This window comes from Pantoea ananatis LMG 2665, from assembly GCF_000710035.2.
Lineage (GTDB): Bacteria > Pseudomonadota > Gammaproteobacteria > Enterobacterales > Enterobacteriaceae > Pantoea > Pantoea ananatis.
Genome location: NZ_JMJJ01000004.1, coordinates 281233 through 303416, shown reverse-complemented (window position 1 = coordinate 303416; position 22184 = coordinate 281233). Strand labels below are relative to the sequence as shown.

General features: G+C 54.6%; 20 protein-coding genes and 7 tRNA genes. 25 read left to right on the top strand and 2 right to left on the bottom strand.

From position 1 onward, the window contains the following. The first annotated feature begins 115 nt into the window (after positions 1-115). The 7 genes from EL29_RS03245 to EL29_RS03215 all read left to right on the top strand — a co-directional run bounded on the left by EL29_RS03245 (position 116) and on the right by EL29_RS03215 (position 775). Positions 116-192: transfer RNA gene (locus EL29_RS03245), tRNA-Met, on the top strand. 10 nt (positions 193-202) lie between these two features. Next, a tRNA-Leu gene (locus tag EL29_RS03240) sits at positions 203-287 on the top strand. 22 nt (positions 288-309) lie between these two features. Next, positions 310-384: transfer RNA gene (locus EL29_RS03235), tRNA-Gln, on the top strand. 34 nt (positions 385-418) lie between these two features. Further along, positions 419-493 (top strand) — tRNA-Gln (locus EL29_RS03230). Positions 494-515: 22 nt separating this feature from the next. Then, positions 516-592, top strand: a tRNA-Met gene (locus EL29_RS03225). A gap of 6 nt (positions 593-598) precedes the next feature. Next, a tRNA-Gln gene (locus EL29_RS03220) sits at positions 599-673 on the top strand. 27 nt (positions 674-700) lie between these two features. Then, a tRNA-Gln gene (locus tag EL29_RS03215) sits at positions 701-775 on the top strand. Between the two features lie 95 nt (positions 776-870). Here the strand turns inward: EL29_RS03215 and ubiF are convergent. After that, positions 871-2043, bottom strand: a complete 1173-nt coding sequence (ubiF, locus tag EL29_RS03210) for a 3-demethoxyubiquinol 3-hydroxylase (RefSeq protein WP_019106258.1) — start codon at positions 2041-2043, stop codon at positions 871-873. 168 nt (positions 2044-2211) lie between these two features. Between ubiF and miaB the strand changes: the two genes are divergently transcribed. The 9 genes from miaB (at position 2212) to EL29_RS03165 (ending at position 11469) form a co-directional block, all read left to right on the top strand. Next, positions 2212-3636, top strand: a complete 1425-nt coding sequence (miaB, locus tag EL29_RS03205) for a tRNA (N6-isopentenyl adenosine(37)-C2)-methylthiotransferase MiaB (RefSeq protein ID WP_014606307.1) — start codon at positions 2212-2214, stop codon at positions 3634-3636. Positions 3637-3843: 207 nt separating this feature from the next. Next, positions 3844-4905, top strand: coding sequence for a PhoH family protein (locus tag EL29_RS03200; RefSeq protein WP_014606308.1), 1062 nt, complete (start codon positions 3844-3846; stop codon positions 4903-4905). After that, positions 4902-5375 carry an rRNA maturation RNase YbeY gene (gene ybeY, locus EL29_RS03195; protein ID WP_013025028.1) on the top strand — a complete coding sequence of 158 codons (474 nt, stop codon included), beginning with the start codon at positions 4902-4904 and terminating at the stop codon, positions 5373-5375. Before EL29_RS03200 ends, ybeY begins: the two co-directional genes overlap by 4 nt. A gap of 81 nt (positions 5376-5456) precedes the next feature. Then, positions 5457-6338, top strand: coding sequence for a CNNM family magnesium/cobalt transport protein CorC (corC, locus tag EL29_RS03190; protein ID WP_014593173.1), 882 nt, complete (start codon positions 5457-5459; stop codon positions 6336-6338). Between the two features lie 4 nt (positions 6339-6342). Beyond that, the gene (lnt, locus tag EL29_RS03185) at positions 6343-7866 is read left to right on the top strand and encodes an apolipoprotein N-acyltransferase (RefSeq protein WP_026021048.1); all 1524 of its coding nucleotides are present in this window, start codon (positions 6343-6345) and stop codon (positions 7864-7866) included. Between the two features lie 409 nt (positions 7867-8275). Continuing rightward, positions 8276-9172: an amino acid ABC transporter substrate-binding protein gene (locus EL29_RS03180; RefSeq protein ID WP_013025024.1), complete on the top strand. Its 897-nt coding sequence runs from the start codon at positions 8276-8278 to the stop codon at positions 9170-9172. Positions 9173-9325: 153 nt separating this feature from the next. Next, positions 9326-10066, top strand: coding sequence for an amino acid ABC transporter permease (locus tag EL29_RS03175; protein WP_013025023.1), 741 nt, complete (start codon positions 9326-9328; stop codon positions 10064-10066). Then, positions 10066-10743, top strand: a complete 678-nt coding sequence (gltK, locus tag EL29_RS03170; protein ID WP_013025022.1) for a glutamate/aspartate ABC transporter permease GltK — start codon at positions 10066-10068, stop codon at positions 10741-10743. Before EL29_RS03175 ends, gltK begins: the two co-directional genes overlap by 1 nt. Continuing rightward, on the top strand, positions 10744-11469 hold the full coding sequence (locus EL29_RS03165; protein ID WP_013025021.1) for an amino acid ABC transporter ATP-binding protein: 726 nt from the start codon (positions 10744-10746) through the stop codon (positions 11467-11469). 33 nt (positions 11470-11502) lie between these two features. On the opposite strand, the gene EL29_RS03160 is transcribed toward EL29_RS03165, so the two are convergent. Further along, entirely contained in the window at positions 11503-11985 is a 483-nt protein-coding gene (locus tag EL29_RS03160) for a zinc ribbon-containing protein (protein ID WP_019106259.1), read from the bottom strand. 222 nt (positions 11986-12207) lie between these two features. On the opposite strand from EL29_RS03160, the gene leuS reads away from it, so the two are divergent. The 9 genes from leuS (at position 12208) to rlpA (ending at position 22181) form a co-directional block, all read left to right on the top strand. Next, a complete protein-coding gene (leuS, locus tag EL29_RS03155; RefSeq protein ID WP_014593168.1) occupies positions 12208-14790 on the top strand; it encodes a leucine--tRNA ligase in 2583 nt (860 codons plus the stop codon). 14 nt (positions 14791-14804) lie between these two features. After that, positions 14805-15404 (top strand): LPS assembly lipoprotein LptE, encoded by a 600-nt coding sequence (gene lptE / locus EL29_RS03150; RefSeq protein ID WP_014606312.1) that lies wholly within the window; start codon positions 14805-14807, stop codon positions 15402-15404. Beyond that, positions 15401-16432 (top strand): DNA polymerase III subunit delta, encoded by a 1032-nt coding sequence (gene holA, locus EL29_RS03145; RefSeq protein WP_014606313.1) that lies wholly within the window; start codon positions 15401-15403, stop codon positions 16430-16432. Before lptE ends, holA begins: the two co-directional genes overlap by 4 nt. Beyond that, entirely contained in the window at positions 16425-17066 is a 642-nt protein-coding gene (gene nadD / locus EL29_RS03140; protein WP_014593165.1) for a nicotinate-nucleotide adenylyltransferase, read from the top strand. Before holA ends, nadD begins: the two co-directional genes overlap by 8 nt. 89 nt (positions 17067-17155) lie before the next feature. Further along, positions 17156-17473, top strand: coding sequence for a ribosome silencing factor (rsfS, locus tag EL29_RS03135; RefSeq protein ID WP_014606314.1), 318 nt, complete (start codon positions 17156-17158; stop codon positions 17471-17473). A 3-nt stretch (positions 17474-17476) separates the two neighbouring features. Then, positions 17477-17947, top strand: a complete 471-nt coding sequence (gene rlmH / locus EL29_RS03130) for a 23S rRNA (pseudouridine(1915)-N(3))-methyltransferase RlmH (RefSeq protein ID WP_013025014.1) — start codon at positions 17477-17479, stop codon at positions 17945-17947. A gap of 34 nt (positions 17948-17981) precedes the next feature. Continuing rightward, positions 17982-19886 (top strand): peptidoglycan DD-transpeptidase MrdA, encoded by a 1905-nt coding sequence (mrdA, locus tag EL29_RS03125; protein ID WP_013025013.1) that lies wholly within the window; start codon positions 17982-17984, stop codon positions 19884-19886. An 8-nt stretch (positions 19887-19894) separates the two neighbouring features. Beyond that, a complete protein-coding gene (gene mrdB / locus EL29_RS03120) occupies positions 19895-21007 on the top strand; it encodes a peptidoglycan glycosyltransferase MrdB (protein ID WP_024471157.1) in 1113 nt (370 codons plus the stop codon). Between the two features lie 10 nt (positions 21008-21017). Then, a complete protein-coding gene (rlpA, locus tag EL29_RS03115) occupies positions 21018-22181 on the top strand; it encodes an endolytic peptidoglycan transglycosylase RlpA (protein ID WP_019106260.1) in 1164 nt (387 codons plus the stop codon). The last annotated feature ends 3 nt before the right edge of the window (positions 22182-22184 follow it).

Genomic DNA, 22184 nt, shown 5'->3' with positions numbered 1-22184 from the left:
AGCCAGACAAACAGGCGTTTGAAGGCAAAAAACGGCAAAAAACTTGTTGACGCTGTGTAGTCAACTCCGCATAATGCGCCCCGCAACGCCGATGAAGGTTGCGCGAAAAAAAGATGGCTACGTAGCTCAGCTGGTTAGAGCACAGCACTCATAATGCTGGGGTCACAGGTTCGATTCCCGTCGTAGCCACCATCTTTTTTCTGCGGGAGTGGCGAAATTGGTAGACGCACCAGATTTAGGTTCTGGCGCCGCAAGGTGTGCGAGTTCAAGTCTCGCCTCCCGCACCATTTCATGATTCGGCAGCATGGATGGGGTATCGCCAAGCGGTAAGGCACCGGTTTTTGATACCGGCATTCCCTGGTTCGAATCCAGGTACCCCAGCCAATTTCGATGTATCTCGCGGCTGCGAGTGGACGAATGGGATATCGCCAAGCGGTAAGGCACCGGTTTTTGATACCGGCATTCCCTGGTTCGAATCCAGGTATCCCAGCCATCATCGAAAGGCAGTACAATTTGGCTACGTAGCTCAGCTGGTTAGAGCACAGCACTCATAATGCTGGGGTCACAGGTTCGATTCCCGTCGTAGCCACCATTTTCTTGGGGTGTCGCCAAGCGGTAAGGCACTGGTTTCTGATACCAGCATTCCGGGGTTCGAATCCCTGCACCCCAGCCATTTTTAGACAATTTGATTTGACACCATTGGGGTGTCGCCAAGCGGTAAGGCACTGGTTTCTGATACCAGCATTCCGGGGTTCGAATCCCTGCACCCCAGCCAAATTAAGCAACAAAGCCCGCTTCTGCGGGCTTTGTTGTTTTTGTCTTTCGGTCAAACCGGCCACGCATCACCTCAAGGCAACGCGCAGCCGATGCTTACAATCCTAGTGCGTATCGCAAAACCTGACGCTTCAGCACGCCTGAATGCTCAGCGGCAATGAGCCCCAGATTGCGCACCAGCTTTAGCGGCCCAACCTGGTTACTGAAGGTAAAATAGAACAGGTCCATGCCACTCTGCATCAGTAGGTTATCGTTGCGCCGCTGGCGTTGATAGCGCAGCAGTATGCGTTCGGATGACCAGTCCTCTGCTTTATCGCGCGCCTCAATCAATACGTCCATTAATGCATCGATATCCCGATAGCCCAGATTGACGCCCTGCCCCGCCAGAGGATTAATGGTGTGCGCGGCATCCCCCACCAGCGCCAGCCCTGGCATAACATAGCGCGAGGCGTGACGACGCACCAGCGGGAAGCCCCCGGCTGCATGGGCATGAAAGCGTCCCAGCCGTGCCGGGAAATGCCGGGCAATTTCTTTTTCCAGCTGCGCCATCGGCATAGTCTGTAGCTGACGAATGCGTGCAGCGGAGTCGTACCACACCAGAGAAGCATGGTTGCCAAACAGCGGCAGAAACGCACGCGGCCCCTGCGGCGTAAAATGCTGCCAGGTGGCATCGCCAGCGGGATGTTCACAGGTGACGCTGACCAGCAGACAGGACTGCGCGTAGCGCCAGCCACGAATGCCGATACCGGCCATTTGCCGCACCTGCGAGTTGGCACCATCGGCCCCCACGACTAATGCCGTGCTGATCGCAGTCCCATTGCTCAATGACAGCGTCCAGCCGCCATTGCAGGGCTGGAGGTCGTCCATCGTCGCCGGGCACAGCAGGGTGATGCCGCGCTGTTCCATCTCTTCCCACAGGGCGCGTTGCAACACATTATTTTCAACCATGTAACCGAGTTCAGGCAGCCCCAGCGATTCGGCGTCGAAATTGACCTGCGCCGTTTGCCACTCCCAGGTTTCAAGTTTGCGATAAGGCGCACAGCGCATCGCCTCAACACGTTGCCAGACGTTGAGCTGTTTCAGGAGTGCCACGGAAGAGGATCCGACCGCGGAAATACGCACATCGGGCAGGCTGTGTGGATCAAAAGGAGGTGGCGTTGCCCGCTCTACAACCGCCACACGAAACTGGTGCTGCGTCAGACCACATGCCAGCGCGGCGCCGACCATGCCACCGCCCACTATCACCACATCAAACCGGTTATCCTGCATAACTTTTTTCCCTCTTATCTGCCGTCACTTTTCAGCGCGGTTGTCTTACGGCAAAGTGTACCGGAAAAATCAGACACGATCAGAAAAGCCCTCAGGCTGGTCACATCCGCAGCAAAGCATTACAATACGCCCCCAGCACTTCACTGCACTGATTTAATGGCTAGCTCGATGACAAAAAAACTGCATATCAAAACCTGGGGATGTCAGATGAATGAGTACGATTCATCTAAGATGTCTGACCTACTGAACAGCACGCACGGCTATACCCTGACAGAGGAAGCCGAAGAGGCGGATATTCTGCTGCTCAACACCTGCTCTATCCGCGAGAAAGCGCAGGAGAAGGTCTTCCACCAGTTGGGGCGCTGGAAAAAACTGAAAGAGCGCAACCCGGATTTGATTATCGGTGTCGGCGGCTGCGTTGCGTCACAGGAAGGCGATCATATTCGCCAGCGTGCGCCATGCGTGGACATCGTCTTTGGTCCGCAAACCCTGCACCGTCTGCCCGAAATGATCAACACCGTGCGCGGCAGCAAAAGTCCGGTTGTGGATATCAGCTTCCCGGAAATCGAAAAGTTTGACCGTCTGCCTGAACCGCGTGCTGAAGGGCCAACCGCGTTTGTCTCCATCATGGAAGGCTGCAACAAATACTGTACGTTCTGCGTGGTGCCTTATACCCGCGGCGAGGAAGTCAGCCGTCCCTCAGATGATATTCTGCTGGAGATCGCCCAACTGGCTGCACAGGGGGTTCGCGAGGTCAACCTGCTCGGTCAGAACGTCAACGCCTATCGCGGCGCGACCTTCGATGGTGACGTTTGCACCTTTGCTGAGCTGTTGCGTCTGGTCGCGGCCATCGACGGCATTGACCGCATTCGTTTCACCACCAGCCACCCGATTGAATTCACTGATGACATCATTGAGGTCTATCGCGATACGCCAGAGTTGGTGAGCTTCCTGCATCTGCCCGTACAGAGCGGTGCCGACCGTATTCTGACGCTGATGAAGCGTGCGCATACCGCGCTGGAATACAAGGCCATCATTCGCAAACTGCGGGCGGCGCGTCCGGATATTGAAATCAGCTCTGACTTTATCATTGGCTTCCCGGGGGAAACCCAGCAGGACTTTGAACAGACCATGAAGCTGATTGGCGATATCAACTTTGATATGAGCTACAGCTTTATCTACTCCGCGCGTCCCGGTACACCGGCGGCAGACCTGCCTGATGACGTCAGCGAAGACGAGAAGAAACAGCGTCTCTATATTCTGCAGGAACGTATCAATCAGCAGGCGATGGCCATCAGCCGTCGTATGATGGGCAGCGTGCAGCGCATTCTGGTCGAGGGCATCTCACGTAAAAACGTGATGGAGCTGACTGGCCGCACCGAAAACAACCGTGTGGTCAACTTTGAAGGGCCCGTGGAGATGATTGGTAAATTTGCCGACGTGGAAATCGTGGACGTTTATACCAACTCACTGCGCGGCAAGCTGGTTCGTACAGAAGAGGAACTGGGCCTGCGTGTGGCGGAAAGCCCGGCGTCCGTTATCGCCCGTACCCGCAAGGAAAACGACATCGGCGTTGGCGTATTCCAGCCCTGATGCTTCGTTTTGTGCGGCGGCCCAGCATTCGCCGCCGCACATTCTGCTGTTTTGCACTTGGTTTATGCCAGTGCCGCCCAAATATCACTTCACAAGCTTGCGCCCCGGCGCTACCGCATAAATAATTTCGTTACGATGCATCCGTTTAACGCGTTTGATGCAGCAGCAAACCCTTTCAACTGGCCCTGAGTGACCCAAAGGATTCGTTTGAATATTGAAACCCGTGAAATCGCCCTTGAACCGGCTGATAACCGCCGTCTGATGAGCCTGTGTGGTCCGTTCGACGATAATGTGAAACAGCTGGAACGTCGTCTCGGCATTGAGATTAATCGCCGTGACAACCAGTTTAAACTGGTTGGTCGGGTGCTGTGTGTGAATGCCGCGGTTGATATCCTGAAAACGCTCTATGTCGATACTGCGCCAGTGCGCGGGGAGATCCCGGATATTGAGCCTGAACAGATTCACCTGGCGATTAAAGAGAGCCGGGTGCTGGAACAAACGGCGGAAAGCGTGCCGGACTATGGTAAGGCGGTCAACATTAAGACCAAACGTGGCGTCATTAAGCCACGTACGCCGAATCAGGCACAGTACATTGCAAATGTTCTCGACCATGACATCACCTTTGGCGTGGGTCCGGCCGGTACGGGTAAAACCTATCTGGCCGTGGCCGCCGCGGTCGATGCGCTGGAGCGTCAGGAGATTCGACGTATCCTGCTGACGCGTCCCGCGGTCGAAGCAGGGGAAAAACTGGGCTTTCTGCCGGGCGACCTGAGTCAGAAAGTGGACCCGTATCTGCGCCCTCTTTATGACGCCCTGTTTGAGATGTTGGGATTCGAGAAGGTCGAGAAACTCATGGAGCGCAACGTCATTGAAGTGGCCCCGCTGGCCTACATGCGCGGCCGTACGCTCAATGACGCCTTCATTATTCTTGATGAAAGTCAGAACACCACTATCGAGCAGATGAAGATGTTTCTGACCCGTATTGGCTTTAACTCTAAAGCGGTCATCACCGGTGACGTGACGCAGATTGACCTGCCGCGCCACACGAAATCCGGTTTACGTCACGCCATTGAGGTGCTGTCTGAAGTGGAAGAGATCAGCTTCAACTTCTTCCACAGCGAGGACGTTGTGCGTCATCCCGTAGTGGCACGCATTGTGACCGCTTATGAAGCCTGGGAAGAAGCCGATCAAAAACGCCGCGATCAGCAAGCGGAAGAGCGTAAACGTGATGCCCTTGCGGCCCAGCACAGCGCCCAGGAGAATTCATGAGCGACGTGATCCTCGATCTGCAGCTGGCCTGCGAGCAGACCGATAATTTACCGACTGAAAGCCAGTTTCAACGCTGGCTGGAAGCGGCGGTAACGCCCTTCCAGCCAGAAAGTGAAGTGACCATTCGTCTGGTGGATGAAGCCGAAAGTCATGAACTTAATCTGACCTATCGGGGCAAAGATAAACCGACCAATGTGCTGTCATTTCCCTTTGAAGCCCCGCCCGGCATTGAATTACCGCTGTTAGGCGATCTGATCATTTGTCGTCAGGTCGTTGAGCAGGAAGCGCAGGAGCAGGGAAAAACCCCAGAAGCCCACTGGGCGCACATGGTGATCCATGGCACGCTGCATCTGTTGGGTTATGATCACATTGAAGACAGTGAAGCCGAAGAGATGGAAGGTATTGAGACAGAGATAATGCTTGCTCTTGGTTATCCTGATCCGTACATTTCGGAGAAAGAAAACACCTGAGTATCTGATTCAGGCCACCCTGCTGCTGGTGAACAGGCCGGCAGCGTAATTTCCTTACCAGAGAGATCTTTAAAAACCGCCATGAGCGACGACCATTCTCAAAACAGCGATGCACCCAGTAGTAAAAAGGGATTTTTTTCCCTTCTAATCAACCAACTGTTCCACGGTGAACCTAAAAACCGTGACGAGCTACTGGGCCTGATCCGTGACTCCAATCAAAAAGATCTGATTGATCAGGATACCCGGGACATGCTCGAGGGCGTGCTGGATATTGCAGAACAGCGCGTGCGTGACATCATGATCCCCCGCTCCCAGATGATTACGCTGAAACGTAATCAGAACCTGGAAGAGTGCCTCAGCGTGATTATCGATTCCGCGCACTCCCGCTTTCCGGTCATCAGCGAAGACAAAGACCACGTTGAAGGGATCCTGATGGCGAAAGATCTGCTGCCGTTTATGAGCAGCGAATCTGAGCCTTTCAGCGTGGAAAAAGTCCTGCGTCCGGCGGTGGTGGTCCCTGAGAGCAAGCGCGTTGACCGCATGCTGAAAGAGTTTCGCTCACAGCGCTATCATATGGCGATTGTGATCGATGAGTTTGGTGGTGTGTCCGGGCTGGTCACGATTGAAGATATTCTGGAATTGATCGTGGGCGAAATCGAAGACGAATATGACGATGAAGAAGATCGTGATATCCGCCAGCTCAACCGTCAGACTTATACCGTTCGGGCACTTACCCCGATTGAAGATTTCAACGAGGTATTTGGCACCCAGTTCAGCGACGATGAAGTGGATACCATCGGTGGACTGGTGATGCAGGGCTTTGGTCACCTGCCGGCGCGCGGCGAAAGCATCGACATCGATGGTTACCAGTTCAAAGTTGCCATGGCTGACAGCCGTCGTATCATCCAGGTGCACGTAAAAATTCCGGAAAATTCGGCGCAACCTCAACTGGATGACGAATAAATTTATGGCATTAGCCTCACTTTACCAGCAGCAGCGGGTCCGTCTGCTGCTGGCTTTACTCAGCGGTGCCTGCGGCACGCTGGCGTTTTCCCCCTATGATTTTTGGCCTGCTGCCCTCGTCTCGCTGTGTGGGTTGCAAATCCTTACGTTAAACCGCACCAGCCCGCAGGCCAGCGCCATAGGTTTCATCTGGGGGTTTGGCCTTTTTGGCAGCGGGATTAACTGGGTCTATGTCAGTATCGCTACCTTTGGCGGAATGCCAGGCCCGGTTAACGTATTCCTGGTGGTTTTGCTCGCGGCTTATCTGGCCGTTTATCCGGCGCTGTTTGCCGGACTGCTCAACCGCATTTGGCCGCGAACTACCCTGTGGCGACTGGCCCTGGCCGCGCCGGCGCTGTGGCAGATCACCGAATTTTTACGCGGCTGGATATTAACCGGCTTTCCGTGGCTGCAGTTTGGCTATAGCCAGATTAACGGCCCGTTAAAAGGGATTGCGCCCCTGGCCGGTGTGGAAACCATCACCTTCCTGCTGATGATCGTTGCGGGCTTACTGGTTTATGCTCTGCAGCAACGCCATCTTAAAAGCCTGCTGGGCGCGTTGGCATTACTGGCGGTATGCTGGCCGTTACGCTATCTGCACTGGTATCAGGCGCTGCCGAAGCAGGCGGTAAACGTGGCGCTGGTACAGGGTGATATTCCCCAGTCAATGAAGTGGGATCCGCAGCAGCTGCTAAATACCCTGCGCATCTACAGCGATTTGAGTCAGCCGCTGATGGGCAAAGCCCCCATTATTATCTGGCCTGAGTCGGCCATTACCGATCTGGAAAGCAACCAGCAGCCTTTCCTGCGTTCGCTGGATAATGAACTGCGCGCGCGCGGCAGCTCGCTGGTAACCGGCATCGTCGATTCACGGCTGGAACAGAATCGTTACCACGACTACAACACGGTCATCGTGCTGGGCGGCCCGAAACCCTATAACTACTACAGCACTAACCGCTACCAAAAAAACCACCTGGTACCGTTTGGGGAATTCGTGCCCATGGCCGATCTGCTGCGTCCGCTGGCCCCTTTCTTTGATTTGCCGATGTCCGCCTTTAGCCGCGGCGCTTATCTGCAACCTCAGCTTAATGTGGCGAATTATCATCTGACCACGGCCATTTGCTATGAGATCGTGTTGGGTGAACAGGTGCGCGCTAACTTCCGTCCGGATACCAATTTCCTGTTAACCGTTTCTAACGACGCCTGGTTTGGTCACTCGATTGGCCCTTGGCAGCATTTCCAGATGGCGCGTATGCGAGCGCTGGAACTGGGCAGGCCACTTCTGCGCGGCACTAACAACGGCGTAACGGCCGTGGTGAATGCCGATGGCGATGTGGAGAAAGTGCTGCCCCAGTTCACCCGGGATGTTTTAGTGGATAACGTGACGCCCACCCGCGGTGAAACGCCCTATTCTAAAGCCGGCATCTGGCCGGTGTGGTTGGCCGCGCTGCTGAGCGGCGTCATTGCCTTTATCAGGCGTAACCGCTAATCCTCTGCGGCGAAGCGCTGTTTCGCCGCCTCTTCATCTGTCTGCCTCTGCCTCTGCCTCTGCAGTAAAACGGCCATTTCACCCAATTGTCATTTTGTTTTGGCACGATGATTGCAAAATATTTCTGTATTCATCGACATTCGGGCCAGTTAACGGACGAGACGCACTAAAAAGAGTCCAGATGCGCACCTTTTACGTGCAATGGCGATTATTTGCCTTTTTTTGGTGCGAATGACATCGCAAAAAAGAAACTTTTTTGTTTCATTGAGTTAACAATCCGCTATGTTAGTGAATATTCTTAGCGCAGTCGCGCGAAGGGATAACAAAAAAAGCAGCGCAAAATACACACAACATCACACAATCAGTACAGGGTAGATCCTGTGCACTTTCCACATGAAGGAGTTGGAACATGCAATTACGCAAAGTGGCATTATCTCTTCTGCTGTTAAGCGCAGCGGCGGGAGCGGCCCAGGCGGAAGATCTGAGCGGTACCCTGAAGAAAATCAATGACAATGGCGTCATTGTCATCGGGCATCGTGAATCATCAGTTCCCTTTTCTTATTACGACAACCAGCAAAAGGTCGTTGGCTATTCTCAGGCGTATTCAAACGCTATCGCAGAAGCCATTAAAGCCAAGTTAAATAAGCCCGATCTGCAAATCAAAATGATCCCGATCACCTCACAAAACCGTATTCCCCTGCTGCAAAACGGCACATACGATTACGAATGTGGCTCTACCACTAACAACCTTGAGCGCCAGAAACAGGCGGCGTTCTCCGATACCATTTTTGTTATCGGCACCCGTTTGCTGGTTAAGAAAGGCAGCCCGATCAAAGATTTTGACGATTTGAAAGGCAAAACCGTTGTAGTGACCTCGGGTACCACGTCAGAAGTGCTGCTGCACAAACTGAACGACGAGAAAAAGATGGATATGCGCATCATCAGCGCCAAAGACCATGGTGATTCATTCCGCACGCTGGAAACCGGTCGCGCCGTGGCCTTTATGATGGATGATGCCCTGCTGGCAGGCGAACGCGCCAAAGCGAAAAAGCCGGATGACTGGGTTATCATCGGTACGCCACAGTCTAAAGAAGCCTATGGCTGTATGCTGCGTAAAGACGATCCGCAGTTCAAAGCCCTGGTCGATGACACCATTGCCAAAGCCCAGACCTCCGGTCAGGCAGAGAAATGGTTCGACACCTGGTTTAAACAGCCTATTCCGCCAAAAAACCTGAACATGAACTTTGAACTGTCTGACGACATGAAAACGCTGTTCAAAACGCCGAATGACAAGGCACTGAATTAACAACGATAACAAGGGCGGCCTCGTCGCCCTCTCGATTGCTGAAACCGCGGCGTGGACAGACAGCCTGAACGGGTCGTTCCCCCGAATCAGGCGAAATTAGCCGCTCATCAATCTTCAGGGTAGCTCTGCTACCCTTTTTTACCGGAGCTCGTTATGGGTATCGATTGGAACTGGGGCATATTTCTCGAACAGGCCCCGTTCGGTAATACCACCTATCTCGGCTGGCTGTGGTCCGGTTTTCAGGTGACGATTGCCGTCTCCTGTTGTGCCTGGATTATTGCTTTCTGTGTGGGTTCATTTTTCGGCATTCTGCGTACTGTGCCTAATCGTCTGTTATCAACGATAGGAACCTGCTATGTCGAACTGTTTCGTAATATCCCCCTGATTGTTCAGTTCTTCTTCTGGTATCTGGTTGCGCCAGAGTTGGTAGGACAGGATCTGGGGATGTGGTTTAAGTCGGAGCTGGATCCCAATCTGCAATTCTTTATCTCCTCTGTTGTCTGTCTGGGACTGTTCACCGCTGCCCGTGTGTGCGAGCAGGTGCGTGCAGCCATTCAGTCTTTACCGCGTGGACAAAAGAATGCCGGGCTGGCCATGGGGCTGACGCTGCCCCAAACCTATCGCTATGTGCTGTTGCCCAATGCTTACCGGGTAATCGTGCCGCCAATGACGTCAGAAATGCTTAATCTGGTGAAAAACTCGGCTATTGCCTCGACGATCGGCCTGGTGGATATGGCGGCTCAGGCCGGCAAACTGCTGGACTATTCCTCGCACGCCTACGAATCCTTTACGGCGATTACCCTGGCTTACGTGGGAATTAACCTGGTGATTATGGTACTGATGGGCCTGGTCGAACGCAAAGTGCGCCTGCCTGGCAACGTGGGAGGCAAATAATGTACGCATTTGACTGGAGTTCGATTCCTCCCAGCCTGCCTTATCTGTTCAGTGGCCTGATGATCACCTTTAAGATCACCCTGACGGCCGTTGTGTTTGGCATCCTGTGGGGCACCCTGCTGGCGGTGATGCGCCTGTCCACTTTTAAACCTGTCAGTTGGTTTGCCAAACTGTATGTCAACCTGTTCCGTTCAGTGCCGCTGGTGATGGTGCTGCTGTGGTTTTATCTGGTCGTTCCCAGCTTTTTACAGCAGGTGCTGGGGATTTCGCCCAAGACCGACATCCGCCTGATCTCAGCAATGGTGGCCTTTTCCCTGTTTGAAGCCGCCTACTATTCTGAAATCATTCGTGCCGGGATTATCAGTATCGCGCGTGGGCAGTCCAGCGCTGCGCTGGCGCTGGGAATGACGCAGTGGCAGTCGATGAGGCTGGTTATTCTTCCTCAGGCGTTTCGCGCCATGGTGCCGCTGTTACTGACGCAGGGCATCGTCCTGTTTCAGGATACCTCGCTGGTTTATGTATTGAGTCTGGCTGACTTCTTCCGTACCGCTTCCACCATTGGCGAGCGTGACGGCACCCAGGTAGAAATGATTTTGTTTGCTGGTCTGGTCTACTTTGTGATCAGCCTGAGCGCGTCGCTGTTGGTCAGCTATCTAAAAAGAAAAAGGACGGTTTAAATGATTAACCTGAAAAACGTTTCCAAGTGGTATGGTCAATTTCAGGTGCTAACCGACTGCTCTACCGAGGTTCAGACCGGTGAAGTGGTGGTGGTATGTGGACCGTCAGGTTCCGGCAAATCAACCCTGATTAAAACCGTCAATGGCCTGGAGCCGATCCAGCAGGGCAGCATTACGGTAAACGGCACAGAGGTAAACAATAAAAAAACCAATCTGGCCACGCTGCGCAGCAAAGTCGGCATGGTGTTTCAGCATTTCGAACTGTTTCCTCACCTGAGCATTATCGACAATCTGGTACTGGCGCAGGTCAAAGTGCTGAAGCGTGATAAAGCCGCCGCCCGTGATAAAGGCCTCAAGCTTCTGACTCGCGTCGGTCTGTCTGCCCATGCGGAAAAGTTTCCCGGTCAGCTCTCTGGCGGTCAGCAGCAGCGTGTCGCCATCGCGCGTGCGCTGTGCATGGATCCCATTGCCATGTTGTTTGATGAACCCACATCGGCGCTCGATCCTGAAATGATCAACGAAGTGCTGGACGTGATGGTGGAACTGGCGCAGGAAGGCATGACCATGATGGTTGTTACGCACGAAATGGGCTTTGCCCGTAAGGTAGCCAACCGGGTCATCTTTATGGATGAAGGCAAAATTATTGAAGACACGAATAAAGACGACTTCTTTAATAATCCGCAGTCAGAACGGGCGAAGGATTTCCTGGCAAAAATTCTGCACTAAAAAACAGGCGGGCACCCTGCCCGCCTGCTTCTTTTACGGCTCAAAAGGCTGACGATAAAACTGATCGTGGTGACATTCCGGGCAGCGCGACAGGGTTTCTGGCGTATAAATCGCCCGGGTAAAATGGCATTTTTCGCAGACCAGGTTGCCCAGGCCCACCACCTCACCACTTTGGTAAACGCCGTGGTGTTGCAAATCCTGAAAGACTTCCCGCCATTCCAGCTGGCTTTTATCGGTGATGTCCGCCAGTTCTTTCCAGATACTTTCCCGGATCACGCGCATAAAGACCGAGTCCGCCACCGGTTCTTCTGCTTCGGCATAGTTACGACCAAACTCCGCCAAATCGCGGCGCACCGACGCCAGCGCCCGATCGATTTCGTCCGGTGTCAGATCGGAGTGCGCACGTAAATGACGGCGTCTATCTTCTACCAGCGTATCCAGATCGCGATCGCCGTGGCGAAGACGTTCGGTTAATACCGCCAACGACTCATGATACTCCTGTGCCACTTTATTCATTTTATTCTCCTTTTTGCGCTCGGTACCTGTACTAAGTTTAGCTACTTTGTCACATTTGCCCGGTTCCCTGGGTAAGGAATGGTAAAAGAGTGAAAGCACTGACGCTTTGACGATAAATCGCCTCTGCAAAAGTGGGAAGTGTTGTTGATGCGCGGCCTTATGGGTATGCTATGCGGATCGTAAAGTCAGCAAAGTGTCATTTATTAAGGACCACAGGCAGCCATGCAAGAGCAATACCGCCCGGAAGAGATTGAATCCCGCGTTCAGCAGCAGTGGGATGAAAACGAAACGTTTAAAGTGACTGAGCAGGAAGGCAAAGAGAAATATTATTGCCTGTCCATGTTGCCCTATCCTTCTGGCCGCCTTCATATGGGTCACGTTCGTAACTACACCATCGGCGACGTCATCGCGCGTTATCAGCGCATGCTCGGCAAAAATGTGCTGCAGCCTATCGGTTGGGATGCGTTCGGTCTGCCTGCGGAAGGCGCGGCGGTAAAAAACAACACCGCGCCCGCCCCCTGGACTTATGACAACATCGCGTATATGAAAAACCAGCTTAAACTGCTGGGCTTTGGCTATGACTGGAGTCGCGAACTGGCGACCTGTCAGCCAGAGTATTACCGCTGGGAACAGTGGTTCTTTACCAAACTCTATGAGAAAGGCCTGGTTTACAAAAAAACCTCGGCGGTGAACTGGTGCCCGAACGACCAGACGGTACTGGCCAATGAGCAGGTTATTGACGGCTGCTGCTGGCGCTGTGACACCAAAGTTGAGCGTAAAGAGATCCCACAGTGGTTTATCAAAATCACCGATTACGCCGAAGAGCTGTTAAACGATCTGGATACGCTGGAAGAGTGGCCTGAGCAGGTCAAAACCATGCAGCGTAACTGGATCGGCCGCTCTGAAGGCGTGGAAATCACCTTTGACGTGGCGGACAGCCTTGAGAAAGTCACGGTTTATACCACGCGTCCAGATACCTTCTACGGCGCGACCTATGTCGCCGTGGCCGCCGGTCATCCGCTGGCGCTGCAGGCGGCTGCCAGCAATCCTGCCCTCGCTGACTTTATTGCCGAATGCCGCAATACCAAAGTGGCCGAAGCCGATATGGCCACCATGGAAAAGAAAGGCATGGCCACTGGCCTGTCTGCGGTACACCCGTTAACAGGTGAGGCTGTTCCTGTCTGGGTCGCGAACTTTGTGCTGATGGAGTACGGCACGGGTGCCGTGATGGCGGTTCCGGCACATGACCAGCGTGACTGGGAGTTTGCCACGAAATACGATCTGCCGATCAAGCCGGTGATCCTGAACCTGGACGGCAGCGAGCCGGACGTAAGCACTGGCGCGATGACCGATAAAGGTACGCTGTTTAACTCCGCCGAGTGCAGCGGTCTGGATCACAGTGCCGGTTTCAACGCCATTGCGGATGCGCTGGCGGCGAAAGGTGTTGGCGTACGTAAAGTCAATTATCGCCTGCGCGACTGGGGTGTTTCCCGTCAGCGCTACTGGGGCGCGCCCATTCCGATGGTGACGCTGGAAGATGGCACCGTGATGCCCACGCCAGAAGATCAGCTTCCGGTTATCCTGCCTGAAGATGTGGTCATGGACGGCATCACCAGCCCGATTAAGGCCGATCCCGAGTGGGCAAAGACCACCGTGAACGGTCAGCCTGCCCTGCGCGAAACCGATACCTTTGACACCTTCATGGAGTCTTCATGGTATTACGCGCGCTACACCTGTGCGGACTATAAAGATGGCATGCTGGACCCGGCTGCAGCGAACTACTGGCTGCCAGTGGATCAGTATGTGGGCGGTATCGAACACGCCATCATGCACCTGATGTATTTCCGTTTCTTCCATAAGCTGCTGCGCGATGCAGGCCTAGTAAACTCGAATGAGCCTGCTAAACGTCTGCTGTGCCAGGGCATGGTATTGGCGGATGCGTTCTACTATCTGGGCGTCAACGGCGAACGTAACTGGGTTTCCCCGGTGGATGTCACCGTTGAGCGCGATGAGAAAGGCCGCATTACCAAAGCCGTGGACACCCAGGGCCGTGAGGTGATCTACGCAGGCATGAGCAAAATGTCGAAGTCGAAAAACAACGGCATTGACCCACAGTTGATGGTTGAGCGCTACGGCGCGGATACCGTACGTCTGTTTATGATGTTTGCCTCACCGGCCGACATGACGCTGGAGTGGCAGGAATCCGGTGTTGAAGGCGCGAACCGCTTCCTGAAGCGCGTATGGAAACTGGCCTATGACCATTCACAGAAAGGCGCGACTGTCGCTCTGGACGTTGCCAGCCTGAACGATGATCAGAAAGGCTTACGTCGCGATCTGCATAAAACTATTGCCAAAGTGTCCGACGATATCGGCCGCCGTCAGACCTTTAACACCGCGATTGCCGCCGTGATGGAACTGATGAACAAGCTGACGCGTGCACCACAGGACAGCGAGCAGGATCGTGCACTGATGCAGGAAGCGTTACTCGCCGTGACGCGTTTACTGTATCCGTTCACGCCTCATGCGTGCTTCGTACTGTGGCAAACGCTGGGCGGCCAAGGCACCATCGACAATGCAGAATGGCCGGTTGCCGATGACGCCGCGATGGTTGAGGACGCCTTATTGGTTGTCGTGCAGGTTAACGGTAAAGTCCGTGGTAAAATTACCGTGGCAGCCGATGCTACCCAGGAACAGGTTCAGGCTCGTGCGGCTGAGGAACCATTAGTGGCGAAATACCTTGATGGTGTTAGCATTCGTAAAGTCATTTATGTACCGGGCAAACTGCTTAACCTGGTTGTGGGTTAAGTTCAGGAGGAACTGTGCGACATCCGATTATCAGGTTGTTTGTCATGCTGGCGGTGGTGATCACCGCCGGCTGTGGTTTTCATCCGCGCGGCACCACTCAGGTGCCAACCGAACTGAGAACGCTGATTTTAGACAGTGGTGACCCTTATGGCCCGCTGACGCGTACCGTGCGCCAGCAGCTGCGGATTAACAACGTCAATATTGTTGAGGCGACGCAGAAAAACAGCCTGACCGTCCCGACGATGCGTCTTGGTGGAGAAGCACAAAGCCGCAGTACCGCATCCGTATTTATCAGCGGTACCACAGCGGAGTATCAGCTGACGATGTCGGTTTCTGCTCAGGTGCTGATCCCCAATAAAGGGATCTATCCGATCAGCGCAACCGTCTACCGCTCGTTCTTTGATAACCCGAACGCGGCGCTGGCGAAAGATGCTGAGCAGGACATGATTATGCAGGAGATGCGTCAGCGCGCTGCCGAACAGCTGGTTCGTAAGCTGCTTACCGTGCATGCCGCGCAGATGGAAAATCAGCAGATGCCCTCTACATCGACGGTTTCAAAAGCGGTTCAGCCTGCTGCCGGGGTCTCTTCCTCTGCGGCAACCAAGTCGAAATGATCAGGATTTATCCGGAACAACTCAGCGCGCAGCTCCGTGAGGGGCTGCGCGCCTGTTATTTATTAACCGGTAATGAACCCTTACTGTTGCAGGAAAGTGCAGATGCGATTCGGGCCAGTGCCCTGGCACAGGGCTTTGAAGAACATCTGAGTTTTACACTGGATGCGCAGACCGACTGGGACAGCCTGTTTATGAGCTGCCAGTCGCTGAGCCTGTTTGCCCAGCGTCAAACGTTAACGTTGCAGTTCCCGGAAAATGGCCCTAACGCGGCGATTGCCGAGCAGTTGATCAAGCTGGCCCCGCTGCTTCACGCCGATATTTTGCTGATTTGCCGAATGGCGAAGCTCAGTAAAGCCCAGGAAAACAGTGCCTGGTTTAAAGCGCTTTCCGCTCATGCCGTGCTGGTCCCCTGCCAGACACCCGAACAGGCTCAGCTCCCCCGCTGGGTTGTCAGCCGAGCAAAAACCCTCAAGCTCGATATCGATGATGCGGCCGTCCAGCTGTTGTGTTACTGCTATGAAGGTAATCTGCTGGCTCTGGCCCAGGCGCTTGAACGGCTGTCACTGCAATGGCCCGATGGCAAACTGACCCTGCCGCGCGTTGAAGCCGCCGTCAGCGATGCCGCTCACTTCACGCCCTACCACTGGGTGGATGCGCTACTCGGCGGCAAAAGCCGCCGCGCCTTGCACATCCTGCAGCAGTTAGAAAGAGAAGAGAGCGAAGTGGCGATATTGCTCCGCACCCTGCAGCGCGATTTGATGACCCTGCTGCATCTGCAACGGCATCAGTCGCAACAGCCGCTGCGCACGCTAATGGATCAGCAGCGTATCTGGCAAAACCGTCGCAACCTGTTTACGGAAGCACTTCAGCGCCTTGATGCCTCCAGGCTACAGCAGGCCATTCATCTGTTGATGCAAATCGAACTTACTCTAAAGCAGGATTATGGTCAGTCGGTCTGGCCGCAGTTGCAGACGCTGTCGATGTTGATTGCCAATCGCGCTTTCCCTGCGAGCCTCGCCCATGTCTGATTTACACGCGCTGTTTGGCGGTACCTTCGATCCTGTGCATTTTGGTCATCTGCGCCCGGTGGAAACGCTGGCCGGGCAGATTGGCCTGTCGAGGATCACACTGCTGCCCAATAATGTGCCGCCGCACCGGCCCCAACCAGAGGCCAGTCCGCAGCAGCGGGTTGAAATGCTCGAGTGCGCTATTCGCGATTTGCCGCTTTTTGACATCGACACGCGGGAATTACAACGTGATACGCCCTCGTGGACGGTCGATACCTTAGAAGCGCTGCGTGCCGAACGGGGTGAACAACCTCTAGGTTTTATTATTGGTCAGGATTCTCTGCTGTCGCTGGAAAAATGGCATCGCTGGCAGGAGCTGCTTAGCCTGTGCCATCTTTTGGTCTGCAAGCGACCGGGCTATCCGACGGAAATGGCGTCTCCAGCAATGCAACGCTGGCTGGACAGCCATGTAACACAAGACAGCCAGCAGCTTCACCAACGTCCTGCAGGGGCGATCTGGCTGGCGGAAACCCCGCTTTATGCGATATCGGCCACCGAGATCAGACAGCGCCGCCATCAGCACCTCGCCTGCGACGATTTATTGCCCGCCTCTGTGATAACCTACATCGACCGCGCCGGCTTATATCGCGACTGATATGGGCGTGATATACTGCGCCGCTAAATTTTTTGGCTGTCTTCCGGGTTTCAGCCAGCCCGCTATCACCAGTTTTGAAGGGGAACCTTTTGCAAGGTAAAGCACTCCAAGAGTTCGTTGTTGATAAGATTGATGATTTGAAAGGCCAGAACATCGTGACTCTCGACGTTCAGGGCAAATCGAGCATCACTGATTTCATGATCATTTGTACCGGTACCTCAACGCGCCACGTGACCTCTATCGCGGAACACGTCGAGCAGGAATCCCGTGCCGCCGGCCTGATGCCGCTGGGCGTGGAAGGTAAAGCCGCCGCTGACTGGGTCGTTGTGGATTTGGGCGAAGTGATCGTGCACGTCATGCAGGAAGAGAGCCGTCAGTTGTATGAACTGGAAAAGCTCTGGGGTTAAGCGGTGAAATTGCAGCTTGTTGCCGTCGGCACCAAAATGCCTGACTGGGTTCAGACCGGTTTTATGGAATACCTGCGTCGGTTTCCCAAAGACATGCCGTTTGAGTTAACGGAAGTCCCTGCGGGGAAACGCGGGAAAAATGCCGACATCAAACGCATTCTGGAAAAGGAAGGCGAAGCGATGCTGGCAGCGACAGGTAAAGGCAACCGCATTGTGACGCTGGATATCCCCGGACAACCCTGGGAAACCCCACAGCTGGCGCAGCAGCTGGAACGCTGGAAGCAGGACGGCCGTGACGTCAGCCTGTTGATTGGCGGACCTGAAGGATTAGCGCCGGCCTGTAAAGCGGCGGCGGAACAAAGCTGGTCTCTCTCAACGTTAACGTTGCCTCATCCGCTGGTGCGCGTGCTGGTTGCAGAGAGCCTCTATCGTGCATGGAGCATTACGACAAATCATCCTTATCATCGTGAATAACCGATAAGCTCACTCCAGACATTACAAGTAGCGGATGAAATTACAAAGCAACGCCTTTCGCGATTACAGCGCCGAACAAAAAGTCTTTGTCCGCAGGGCTTTTATCGCTTTTGTCGGCATCTTACTGCTCTCCTCCGTGCTGGTGGTTAATCTCTATCACCTGCAGATTTTACGTTTCGACGACTACAGTACCCGGTCAAATGAAAACCGCATTAAGCTGGTGCCGGTTGCACCCAGCCGCGGCATTATTTATGACCGTACCGGCACGCCGCTGGCCCTGAACCGTACGATTTATCAGGCAGAACTGGTGCCGGAAAAGGTCGACGATTTAAAACAAACGCTGCAAAACTTACGCCCGGTGCTCGAACTCACCGATGACGATATTGAGGCGTTTGAAAAAGAGCGTAAGCGCTCACGTCGCTTTACCTCTATCCCGGTAAAAACCGGCCTTAATGAGGTGCAGGTTGCACGCTTTGCCGTGAACCAGTACCGCTTTCCCGGCGTGGAAGTCAAAGGCTACCAGCGCCGCTACTATCCCTTTGGGCAAACCCTGACCCACGTTGTGGGCTACGTATCGAAAATCAACGATCGGGATGTGGCGCGTCTGGACAAAGAAGGTAAATGGCCAAACTATGCGGCTACGCACGATATCGGTAAACTCGGTATCGAAGCCTATTACGAAGACCTGCTGCACGGTAAAACCGGTTATGAAGAGGTTGAGGTAAACAACCGTGGCCGGGTTATTCGTCAGTTGCACGAGCAATCCCCGCAGGCCGGGCGTGATATCTATCTGACCATTGATCTGAAACTGCAGCAGTACATCGAAACGCTGTTAGCCGGCAGTCGTGCCGCAGTGGTCGTAAGCGATCCCCGCACCGGAGAAATTCTGGCCATGGTGTCCACGCCCAGTTACGATCCGAACCTGTTTGTTGACGGAATTTCCAGCAAAGACTATCGCGGATTACTGAGCGATGAAAACCGTCCACTGTATAACCGCGCTATTCAGGCCGCTTATCCGCCAGCCTCAACGGTCAAACCCTATGTCGCCGTTTCCGCGCTCAGCGCAGGCGTTATCAACCGAAATACCAGCCTGTTCGATCCCGGCTGGTGGCAACTGCCCGGCTCTGAAAAACGCTATCGCGACTGGAAAAAGTGGGGCCACGGTCGTCTGAACGTCACCAGGTCACTGGAAGAGTCTGCGGACACCTTCTTTTATCAGGTCGCCTATGACATGGGCATCGATCGCCTGTCGGAGTGGATGACCAAATTCGGCTACGGTGAACGTACGGGCATTGATTTACCCCAGGAGAGCGCGGGTAACATGCCGACGCGTGACTGGAAAATGCGCCGCTTTAAAAAGCCCTGGTATCAGGGTGACACCATTCCTGTTGGTATCGGTCAGGGCTACTGGACGGCAACACCATTGCAGATGAACAAAGCGATGATGATCCTCATCAACGACGGGGTTATCAAAGTGCCGCATATGCTGCGCGCCACGCGCGAAGGCCGCACCCTGGTGCCTTATCGTCAACCGCCTTCCCAGCCAATAGGCGATATCCACTCGGGCTACTGGGAAATTGCCAAAGACGGGATGTATGGCGTGGCCAATCGCCCCAATGGTACGGCTCACAAAAGCTTTGCCGATGCGCCATACAAAATTGCCGCGAAATCGGGTACGGCTCAGGTCTTCGGTCTGAAAGAGAACGAAACCTATAACGCACACAAAATCGCAGAACGCCTGCGTGACCACAAGCTGATGACCGCGTTTGCCCCCTACGATAAACCGCGTGTCGCCGTGACCATGATTCTGGAAAACGGCGGAGCCGGACCCGCCGTAGGCACGGTAATGCGTCAGATACTGGATCACATCATGTTAGGTGACAATAATACTGTCCTGCCGGATGCGGCCCCCACACCGCCAGGCTACGAAGGTGAATAATCATGTCGATGAATGACAGCCCGCAGAAGCGGTCAATATGGATGCGCATGCATATTGATCCGCTATTTATGCTGATTATCCTCGCGCTACTGACCTTTAGCGCCATTGTTATCTGGAGCGCCAGCGGGCAGGATCCCGGCATGATGGAGCGTAAGCTCGGCCAGATCGCCATGGGGCTGATCATTATGCTGGTGCTCGCCCAGGTCCCGCCCCGGGTATACGAAGGCTGGGCGCCTTACCTGTATATTGTCAGTGTCATCCTGCTCGTCGCCGTGGATGCCTTTGGCCAAATCAGTAAAGGGGCGCAGCGTTGGCTGGACCTGGGTTTTATCCGCTTCCAGCCCTCTGAGATCGCTAAAATCGCCGTTCCTTTAATGGTCGCGCGCTTTATCAACCGCGACGTGTGCCCACCGACCCTGAAAAACACCGCCATCGCTCTGGTGCTGATTTTCCTTCCTACGCTGTTAGTGGCCGCGCAGCCTGACCTCGGAACCTCGATTCTGGTCGCGGCCTCGGGATTATTTGTGCTGTTCCTCTCTGGCATGAGCTGGAAGCTGATTGGTATCGCCGTCCTGTTAGTTGCGGCCTTTATCCCCATATTGTGGTTCTTCCTGATGCATGACTATCAGCGAGACCGCGTGATGATGCTGCTCGATCCCGAAAGCGATCCGCTTGGCGCGGGTTACCACATTATTCAGTCTAAAATCGCTATTGGCTCTGGCGGACTGCGCGGTAAAGGCTGGCTGCATGGTACGCAATCACAGCTGGAGTTCTTACCGGAGCGTCACACCGACTTCATTTTCGCCGTGCTGGCAGAAGAGCTGGGACTGGTGGGCGTACTGTTGCTGCTGGTGCTGTACCTGCTGTTGATTATGCGTGGACTCATCGTGGCTGCCCGTGCGCAAACCACCTTTGGCCGGGTGATGGCCGGGGGGTTAATGTTGATTTTATTCGTCTATGTTTTCGTTAACATTGGTATGGTTAGTGGTATCTTACCGGTGGTTGGCGTTCCGTTGCCGCTGGTCAGCTACGGCGGCTCGGCGCTTATTGTGCTTATGGCGGGATTTGGCATCGTAATGTCGATCCACACACACCGAAAAATGTTATCTAAAAGTGTTTAAGAGGTCGCAGATGCGTAAGGACTGGCTTGGCGTTGTATTGGCTTCAATGGTTTTAGCTGCATGTTCTACCCAGGAACCGCAACAACAAAGTGCGCCCCCCCAGCCTGCCTATAACGGCCCGGTGGTAGAGATTCCTGGCGTTGAGCCTCGTTATGAGCCGGTCAATCCGTCGACCAATCAGGACTACAGCGTCAACGGTAAAAACTACCGTATCATCAAAAATCCGGCCAACTACAGTGAAGTGGGGCTGGCCGCCTGGTACGGTGAGGAAGCCCAGGGTAATCGTACTGCGACGGGCGAGACCTTTGATCCCGATGCCCTGACGGCTGCCCATCCAACGCTGCCCCTGCCCAGCTACGTTCGCGTGACAAACCTGGCAAACGGCCGCCAGATTGTGGTGCGGGTTAACGATCGCGGCCCGTATACGCCGGGACGCATTATCGATCTGTCCCGTGCGGCAGGTGACCGCCTGAATATCTCCAACAATTCCCGCGTGCGGGTTGATTACATCAGTGTCGCACCGGATGGCACGCTTTCCGGCCCCGGCACCATCGGCACCGTCGTGGCAAAACAGAGCTATGCCCTGCCTGCGCGTCCCGACCTGAACGGTCCGGTCATGAGCAGCCCACAAGGCATGAGCGGTGGCAGTCAACCCATCATGAACGGTAGCAGCCAGCCGCAGACCGTCCCGGCGGCTGAACCCGAAGCTCAGGATATTTCACCCGTCAGCAATGCGACACTGCAAAGCAATAATGCTATGGGCGCACCGGTGCAAAGTAGCGGCTTCCTGGGCGCGCCGCAGCCGTTACCCAGCGGCGTGCTGGAAAGCAGTGAGCCCGCTGCCAGCCCCCCTGTCGCAGCCGCGCCTGTTGCCGCTGCGCCGGTTGCGGCCAGTGCCGCCGCATCACCCCGCCAGCCCGCCGCCAGCCAGAGTGCCTCATCCCTTTCAGGCTATGTCGTTCAGGTGAGTGCCATTAATGATGCAGCACGTGCCCGGCAGTTAGTTAACAGTTTACGCCAGCGCTTTGGCGTTCCTGGCGCTGTGGAAAACGCAGGCAATGTGTACCGCGTGCAGCTTGGTGGTTATAAAACCCGTGCAGAAGCCGTGGCCTTACAGCAACGGCTGAGCAGCGAAGGCCAGAGTGCGGCCTTCGTTACCACCGCAGGTCGTTAATCG

Excerpts from the sequence above, each read along its gene's own strand:
- ybeY (WP_013025028.1), top strand. The coding sequence starts at position 4,902 with ATGAGCGACGTGATCCTCGATCTGCAGCTGGCCTGCGAGCAGACCGAT.
- lnt (WP_026021048.1), top strand. The coding sequence starts at position 6,343 with ATGGCATTAGCCTCACTTTACCAGCAGCAGCGGGTCCGTCTGCTGCTG.
- nadD (WP_014593165.1), top strand. The coding sequence starts at position 16,425 with ATGTCTGATTTACACGCGCTGTTTGGCGGTACCTTCGATCCTGTGCAT.
- holA (WP_014606313.1), top strand. The coding sequence starts at position 15,401 with ATGATCAGGATTTATCCGGAACAACTCAGCGCGCAGCTCCGTGAGGGG.
- leuS (WP_014593168.1), top strand. The coding sequence starts at position 12,208 with ATGCAAGAGCAATACCGCCCGGAAGAGATTGAATCCCGCGTTCAGCAG.
- mrdB (WP_024471157.1), top strand. The coding sequence starts at position 19,895 with ATGAATGACAGCCCGCAGAAGCGGTCAATATGGATGCGCATGCATATT.
- ubiF (WP_019106258.1), bottom strand. The coding sequence starts at position 2,043 with ATGCAGGATAACCGGTTTGATGTGGTGATAGTGGGCGGTGGCATGGTC.
- rlpA (WP_019106260.1), top strand. The coding sequence starts at position 21,018 with ATGCGTAAGGACTGGCTTGGCGTTGTATTGGCTTCAATGGTTTTAGCT.
- mrdA (WP_013025013.1), top strand. The coding sequence starts at position 17,982 with ATGAAATTACAAAGCAACGCCTTTCGCGATTACAGCGCCGAACAAAAA.
- EL29_RS03175 (WP_013025023.1), top strand. The coding sequence starts at position 9,326 with ATGGGTATCGATTGGAACTGGGGCATATTTCTCGAACAGGCCCCGTTC.
- gltK (WP_013025022.1), top strand. The coding sequence starts at position 10,066 with ATGTACGCATTTGACTGGAGTTCGATTCCTCCCAGCCTGCCTTATCTG.
- EL29_RS03165 (WP_013025021.1), top strand. The coding sequence starts at position 10,744 with ATGATTAACCTGAAAAACGTTTCCAAGTGGTATGGTCAATTTCAGGTG.
- EL29_RS03160 (WP_019106259.1), bottom strand. The coding sequence starts at position 11,985 with ATGAATAAAGTGGCACAGGAGTATCATGAGTCGTTGGCGGTATTAACC.
- EL29_RS03180 (WP_013025024.1), top strand. The coding sequence starts at position 8,276 with ATGCAATTACGCAAAGTGGCATTATCTCTTCTGCTGTTAAGCGCAGCG.
- corC (WP_014593173.1), top strand. The coding sequence starts at position 5,457 with ATGAGCGACGACCATTCTCAAAACAGCGATGCACCCAGTAGTAAAAAG.
- miaB (WP_014606307.1), top strand. The coding sequence starts at position 2,212 with ATGACAAAAAAACTGCATATCAAAACCTGGGGATGTCAGATGAATGAG.